This is a genomic window from Sphingobium sp. Ant17 (assembly GCF_000588875.1).
GTDB lineage: Bacteria > Pseudomonadota > Alphaproteobacteria > Sphingomonadales > Sphingomonadaceae > Sphingobium.
On the sequence record NZ_JEMV01000118.1, the window covers coordinates 1 to 5,387 of the forward strand.

The window sequence follows — 5,387 nt, forward strand, 5'->3', positions numbered from 1 at the left end:
ACTTCGCGCACGCTACATACTCTCGCACAATCGTGATGCCCCCGGTGAACCATGCTCATCGCGCAGCCGCTCGAATATCCGTCCTCCCGTATGCCGCTGCTTGGAATGCACTGTACGATCATCGATCAATATCTGATCAATGATCTCGGTGAACCCCGCCAGCTTCCGGCTGTATGTAACTCCGCATCGCCCGTGCTGCGGGGGCTCCGGGAAAACCAGCATCTTGTCGACCGTTGTTGTCGAATTAACTACCCAAAATACGCCGCTGCGGCCCGGGCGGCTCATGCCGTCAATAAGCACGGCATGGCGAACCTTCTGATAAAGCTCCACTCTCTTCACCCTCCGCCTCCGCACAAAGCAAGGTCTAGCAGAAGTGGCCCTTTTTAATCCGGTGCTACCGCCAATGAAGGCCCCTTTTTATTACCAGTGTTCTATATCGGATAGACCAAATACGTGGAAGCACAGAGGTATCGAGCTCAGCCCGCCGCGACAATAGCTTCAGCCCGCCATTCTTTTGTTGCCGCACGCTGTCAAGATATTGGCCTGCGGCAAGCACCTGGGTGATGCCACTGTCTTTAGGCGTCATGAACACGGAAAAGTTAGACCGCATTTCCAAAGTGGCTGCATCGGTTCGATGATAGCTGGTCAATTGAACGAAATGACGTGTACGATAGTCCTGGAATGTGCCGACCCAAATGTCATTTACGAAAGTGACGCGATCCTCGAGCCTCGCCCGGCAGTCGTCGTACATAAAGCCAAGGGCAAGTCCGTGCTCTGAATTTTCCGCCGAACGGCAGAAATACGACGCGTTTTCCTCGTCCGCGTAATTATCTAGCCATCTCTGCATATCTTTGCTATCAAGCGCGTGGGCATCCGCTAGCAGCACGGCATTGAGCGCCGCTTCAAGCGACATATCTGTCTCTATCATGCCGCCGCCCTCTCAAAACCCATGACCGACCGATAATATTCCCAGCGCGGCAGATTGCCGCTCTCGTCGTTTTGAAGGAACTCCGATTCTAGCTTCAAAGGGTCATGCACTCCCTTTTGGAAGATGGCAGAGCCGGGCGTGTGATTTCCGATATGGATGCGATGGAAAATCGAGGCATCTTCCATGCTGATCAGGCCGCATGGCCCCAGCAGGTTTGAACTTTGCCGCAGTCTGTGCCGAACCATGTCCTCGTCGTCATCCTGATGTGCGAAATAGACGTAGTGGACCTCGACCGTCTCAGCATCGATTGGTGTCGCAAAGCGCAAATTGATGACATCCAGATGCTTCGTCGAAACAAAGGTGGGAAAGAGAGAAACGATCCGTGAGCCGACCGCAGGATCCTGCCCTTTGAATTCGATCAGCGATTTGTCTTTGAGCACGGTGGGCCCGTGTGCCACAGAAAGCGCAGATTCGAAACAAATGTGGCCGCGTTTTGTTGCTGTAAACTGGCGACCGTTGCCACCTTGCCAGTTAAGCATCTTGAACGCCTGATGTAGCAATGGGGCATGATAGCCATCATTGTCGGTGTACGACTTCCAGTTCGTATCATAGCGAACTTTTTGGTAGCCGAGCAGTTTGAGACGCCCATCGCCTGCTAGCAGTTCGCGCAACGTATTCTGCGAATCTCCAAGATATGCCAATAGTGACTCGGTTTCTGGTGAGAGCGTGACGAAAACAAGCCCAAAAAACTGTCAAACCGCGGCTGGGCAAGCGGATAGTCTGCTTTGTTGAAGCCGGGAAGAAATTCCCGAGGGTTCGGACAGCCGGCCAGATTGCCTTTCGAATCGAACAGCCAACGGTGATAGGGGCATTCAAATTCGGTCTTGTTGCCCATGACCGCCGTTTCGAGTTGATTGCCGCGGTGCGAGCACGCGTTATAAAACACCCGCACCACGCCCTCGACGTCGCGCCCGATAAGCAGTGGCACACCGGACAATCGGTATGTCTTGAAATCACCCGCGTTAGGCAATTCACTTTCATGAGCGATCGGATGCCATTCAGTACCGTGGAAGATACGCTTGACCTCTTCCGCGTATATGTCCTCTCGGACGAAAGCCTCTTTTGGAACTTCATTGTAGTTTTTTGGCCAGGATAGCTTAATTCCGGTCATTGCTCTCTCCCAGTTATCACGCTTATCTTATTTCTCGGCTTCGAGCGCTCTGCCGAGATCCGCCAACATAATGCCCGATTTACGGCCACCTTCGAGGAATGGTTCGGGGCATAGATGATAGGGCGGGCGCGCCGGACCAGCTTTCATCCACCCACCTGCATTCATCCGCGATGTTGTACGTTGCGAAGTCCTTGAAACTCCCATTAGGGAACAGCGGCGCTGCGGTAGGACCGAGCAGCGCCTGAAAGGCACGTGCCTCCTTCCAGTTACCGGTCGCGCGCGCGTTCAACACAACATCGCGCAAGGTAGTAGTCATCAACGGGCAACATACAGCACCACTCGACCAGAATGCGTCGATCGAATCGTTCATGCGGGCTGCAGCATAGTAGTCGAAGTCGATCGGCAATAGCTTGATGCGGCCGCGGATCGTTGCAAGGTCTGCCAGTAGATTGCCGACACCGATATATTTCGCTGTTACGACCTGAGGAATATCAGCCACTCGACCCCAGAACGAGCGCGAAAATTCGAATTTGAAGGCTTCGGGATTGGCATAGATCGCTATGTTCATCTCTGGTACGGCTTCAGCGACATCCTTGTAGAACTGGACTGCAACCTCAAGGCTTGGCGTGCAACACACAGGAACTCCAAGCATTGCACCATCCGCACCGAGCTCTAGTGCTTGCCGGGTCAACGTTACGGTGTTGCGGGTGTTGAGACAGGTTGTGCTGACAAATATTGGCACTCGACTGGCTGCGGCATCAACCAGCGCCTTTATGAAATCGAGCTTTTCCCCTTGAGTCATAGTCGCCGCTTCGCCAAGCGTCCCCATGCTGAGTATCCCGTTTATACCCGCCTCTATCAGGCCATTTACAACGCGAGCAGTTTCATCGAGATCTACGGTATTCGTCGCTCTCCAATCCGACGCATTATCCTTCGCCGGAGTGGGAATAATCGCCCACGCACCTGTCACATCACTAGGGGTCATAAGTCTATGGGTCATCTTCGTGGCTCCCAACATTTGGTCCGATGATGCAGCCGAGCGGCTGGACGTTATTCATTGTGTAATGCTTTGCCTTGCATGACGCAAGGCGAGAAGATAAACAAGGGCAACGCGATACGGCTTTTCGGTTCGTTGCGTGAGCTCGCTAAGGATGGACGCCCTAATTATGACTTCGACAAGACGGTTCGATAAACAAGTCGCAGTCGTGACGGGAGGAGCGCAGGGGATCGGGCTGGCCACAGCCAAACGCATGGCGGAAGAGGGGGCGATCGTAATCGTCGCCGACCGGGCCGTTGAAGCTACGCGGGCTGCGGTCGAACGGCTGCAGATCAGTGGCGCGAATGTCCACGCCGCCAACTTCGACCTAGAGACTTGCGAGGGGGCCGTCCAACTGTACCGGCTGGTTGCCGATCGCTTCGGAAGAATCGATGTGGCGGTTCATAACGTTGGCGGTACTATTTGGGCCAAACCCTACTGGGACTATACCTCCGACGAGATTATAGCTGAAATAAACCGGTCATTGTGGCCGACTCTTTGGTCCTGCCACGCCGTTTTACCCTTTATGTTGTCAGCCGGGCGCGGTTCCATTGTCAACATCGGTTCTGTCGCCACGCGCGGCGTAAACCGGGTGCCGTATGCTGCGGCCAAGGGCGGGGTCGCTGCATTGACTGCCGCTTTATCGCTGGAACTGGAAACGAGCGGAGTTCGCATCAACTGCGTTGCGCCGGGCGGTGTCAATGTGACGCGGGTAACGCCACGCGATCCTGCTCCGATGACCGATGCTGTGAAATCAGGGTTTGTAAAGGTCATGGAGCAGACCGTGCGCGACACCCCAATGGCCCGGTTCGGCGAACCCGAGGAACTCGCCGCAGCAATTTGCTTTTTCGCCTCTGAGGAAGCGTCCTATATCACCGGGCAAACTCTATTCGTTGCAGGCGGAGGGATCGGATAAGAACTGTGGATCGGCCCTTTAATTGCGGGTAGCTGTCAACCTGAGTAGTGCGGACGTCAGGGTCAAGGTCCTTTTCGAGGTCAGAGCCTCATGATGGTTTTCGGGGCGAGGGCCTCTATGTGTGCAACGATGTTGGCCAAGGCCTCAACAGCCGATCCAGCGAGGTCACGATCACCGCCGTCCTGACGACAGCACCACTGTTGGTGTGGACGCTCTCCATACGGCGTTAAATGATGCCAGTTATGCCTTTAGCCCGGATTATTCATGGCGCTGTGTCCGAGGGGTTGGCGGGAGTGGCGTAAGGCATTGCTTTGCTGTAGGAAATTGGGTGTCTAGACCAACCTGCAGCGAGGCAGAAAATGCCACAGGCCACACCCGCCAGATGTAAGGATAGCGCGCCCGTTTTTTCGTTTCCAGCGGTTGGGCGCAAGAAAGTCACAGCCGCCTTTGACGGTGGTCGGCTGACCTCGGACGGCGGGGTATTGCTACTCGCGCAAGCTGAGCGCGAGATGGCAATCTGCGGGCGACCTGCAGCTTGCATTGCCGATCAGCGGGATCTGAAGCGCCCCGGGTTTTCAGGAGGCAGTTTTCATTGGGCTATGCAGCCATATCGAGGTTCTCGAGGGCTGCATAGTAATTGTCTTCGGCCTCAGCGGGCGGGATGTGCCCGATAGGGCCGAAGAGCCGGTGATTGTTGTACCAATCGACCCAGCGCAGCGTTGCCATTTCCACGGCCGAAACGCTTGGCCATGACCGCTGCCGCCAAATTACCTCGCCTTGTAAAGGCCGTTGATCGTCTCGGCTAAGGCGTTATCGTAGGAATCACCGACGCTACCGACCGAGGGAACGAGCTTCGCTTCGGCCAAGCGCTGGGTATAGTTCATGGCAAGATATTGAACTCCCCTGTCGCTATGGTGGATCAGTCCATCATCGGGACCGGGCCTACGGGCATGGATCGCCTGCTCCAGGGCATCCAGAACGAAGTTGGCAGTGGCTGACGTGCTGACCTTCCATCCGACGATCCGCCGGGCAAAAGCGTCAATCACGAAGGCAACATAGACGAAGCCCGTCCAGGTGTGCACGTAGGTAAAATCGACGACCCACAGGGCGTTGGGCCGGCTGACGCGAAATGCCCGATTGACCTTGTCCAGCGGACACGGCGTATTCGGGTTGCTGACGGTGGTGACCGTCTTCTTTCCACGCCGGACGCCCGCCAGCCCCATGGCCCGCATCAATCGTTCCACCGTGCATTTCGCCACCATTGTCAACGGCACAGTAATTTTCCCCGGAACGGACAAGTAAAATTCCCCACTTTGCGGTTTGAGGTTCAGGAGCC

The 5,387-nt window shown here is 55.5% G+C and carries 6 protein-coding genes and 2 pseudogenes; 2 read left to right on the forward strand and 6 right to left on the reverse strand.

Annotated features, from left to right (window positions below):
* Nucleotides 1-12: 12 nt before the first annotated feature.
* The 5 genes from BF95_RS24195 to BF95_RS24210 all read right to left on the reverse strand — a co-directional run bounded on the left by BF95_RS24195 (nucleotide 13) and on the right by BF95_RS24210 (nucleotide 3,099).
* The gene (locus BF95_RS24195; RefSeq protein ID WP_152542921.1) at nucleotides 13-330 is read right to left on the reverse strand and encodes a hypothetical protein; all 318 of its coding nucleotides are present in this window, start codon (nucleotides 328-330) and stop codon (nucleotides 13-15) included.
* A gap of 64 nt (nucleotides 331-394) precedes the next feature.
* Nucleotides 395-928, reverse strand: a complete 534-nt coding sequence (locus BF95_RS24200; protein ID WP_235209978.1) for an aromatic-ring-hydroxylating dioxygenase subunit beta — start codon at nucleotides 926-928, stop codon at nucleotides 395-397.
* A complete protein-coding gene (locus tag BF95_RS29940) occupies nucleotides 925-1,599 on the reverse strand; it encodes an SRPBCC family protein (protein ID WP_235209979.1) in 675 nt (224 codons plus the stop codon). The genes BF95_RS24200 and BF95_RS29940 overlap by 4 nt, the downstream gene beginning before the upstream one ends.
* Nucleotides 1,584-2,099, reverse strand: coding sequence for an aromatic ring-hydroxylating oxygenase subunit alpha (locus BF95_RS29945; RefSeq protein ID WP_235209980.1), 516 nt, complete (start codon nucleotides 2,097-2,099; stop codon nucleotides 1,584-1,586). Before BF95_RS29945 ends, BF95_RS29940 begins: the two co-directional genes overlap by 16 nt.
* Nucleotides 2,100-2,178: 79 nt before the next feature.
* Nucleotides 2,179-3,099 (reverse strand): dihydrodipicolinate synthase family protein, encoded by a 921-nt coding sequence (locus tag BF95_RS24210; RefSeq protein WP_235209981.1) that lies wholly within the window; start codon nucleotides 3,097-3,099, stop codon nucleotides 2,179-2,181.
* 151 nt (nucleotides 3,100-3,250) lie between these two features.
* On the opposite strand from BF95_RS24210, the gene BF95_RS24215 reads away from it, so the two are divergent.
* On the forward strand, nucleotides 3,251-4,051 hold the full coding sequence (locus BF95_RS24215) for a 1,6-dihydroxycyclohexa-2,4-diene-1-carboxylate dehydrogenase (protein WP_235209982.1): 801 nt from the start codon (nucleotides 3,251-3,253) through the stop codon (nucleotides 4,049-4,051).
* 359 nt (nucleotides 4,052-4,410) lie between these two features.
* Nucleotides 4,411-4,617: pseudogene (locus BF95_RS26945) on the forward strand (transposase); the annotation flags it as partial.
* 31 nt (nucleotides 4,618-4,648) lie between these two features.
* On the opposite strand, the pseudogene BF95_RS24225 reads toward BF95_RS26945, so the two are convergent.
* Nucleotides 4,649-5,310 (reverse strand): annotated as a pseudogene (locus BF95_RS24225) (IS3 family transposase); the annotation flags it as partial.
* Nucleotides 5,311-5,387: the final 77 nt, after the last annotated feature.

Excerpts from the sequence above, each read along its gene's own strand:
- BF95_RS24200 (WP_235209978.1), bottom strand. The coding sequence starts at position 928 with ATGATAGAGACAGATATGTCGCTTGAAGCGGCGCTCAATGCCGTGCTG.
- BF95_RS29945 (WP_235209980.1), bottom strand. The coding sequence starts at position 2,099 with ATGACCGGAATTAAGCTATCCTGGCCAAAAAACTACAATGAAGTTCCA.
- BF95_RS24210 (WP_235209981.1), bottom strand. The coding sequence starts at position 3,099 with ATGACCCATAGACTTATGACCCCTAGTGATGTGACAGGTGCGTGGGCG.
- BF95_RS24215 (WP_235209982.1), top strand. The coding sequence starts at position 3,251 with ATGGACGCCCTAATTATGACTTCGACAAGACGGTTCGATAAACAAGTC.